The organism is Agrobacterium sp. (genome assembly GCF_032092815.1).
Lineage (GTDB): Bacteria > Pseudomonadota > Alphaproteobacteria > Rhizobiales > Rhizobiaceae > Agrobacterium.
Genome location: NZ_DAMDBP010000097.1, coordinates 2,212 through 3,164, shown reverse-complemented (window position 1 = coordinate 3,164; position 953 = coordinate 2,212). Strand labels below are relative to the sequence as shown.

At 58.0% G+C, this 953-nt stretch carries 1 protein-coding gene; it reads left to right on the top strand.

All coding sequences use genetic code 11. The features are described 5' to 3' along the window. The coding region (locus RT613_RS23835) for a ribonuclease E/G (RefSeq protein WP_313618836.1) at window positions 1-953 on the top strand (953 nt) is incomplete at both ends.

Below are 953 nucleotides of genomic sequence, written 5' to 3'. Positions count from 1 at the left end.
CCAAGGTTGTTCAGCCTTACCGCGACATTCACCCGATCTTCTCGCGCTCCGGCATTGAGGCACAGCTTGACCGCATGCTGCAGCCGCAGGTGACGCTGAAGTCAGGTGGTTACCTCATCATCAACCAGACGGAAGCGCTGGTTTCGATCGACGTCAACTCGGGCCGTTCGACACGCGAGCATTCCATTGAGGAAACCGCGCTGGCAACGAACCTTGAGGCCGCGGAAGAAGTTGCACGCCAGCTTCGCCTTCGCGACCTTGCCGGTCTTGTCGTCATCGACTTCATCGACATGGAAGAGAAGCGCAACAACCGCGCTGTCGAAAAGAAGCTGAAGGATTGCCTGAAGAACGACCGCGCCCGCATTCAGGTTGGCCGCATCTCGCATTTCGGCCTTCTGGAAATGTCGCGTCAGCGCATTCGCGCATCGGTTCTGGAATCAACCACGCAGGTCTGCTCGCATTGCGGCGGCACCGGCCATGTTCGCTCAGAGTCCTCCATCGCCCTGCATGTTCTGCGCGGTATCGAGGAATATCTGCTGCGCAACACAACGCACAACATCACCGTGCGCTGCACACCGGATACTGCCCTTTACCTGCTCAATCACAAGCGCGGCACGATTGTCGATTATGAAGGCCGCTTCGGTGTGGCGATCATAATCGCGGCAGATGCCAGCGTCGGTTCGCAGCACTTTGCGATCGACCGTGGTGACGCCGTTGAAAACCCTGTGAAGATTGAAAGCCTCTTGCAGCTTCTGCCTGTCATTGAAGAAGAAGACGACCCCGTCTTTGAAATCGAAGAGGACGAAGAAGAGGACGAAATCGTCAAGGCCCCTGCTGCCCAGCAGGCCCGTGCAGAAGGTGACGAAGAAGGCAACCGCGGCAAGCGCAAGCGCCGTCGTCGTCGTCGTCGCAAGGGTGGCCAGAACAATCAGGACCAGGCACAGGACAATGGT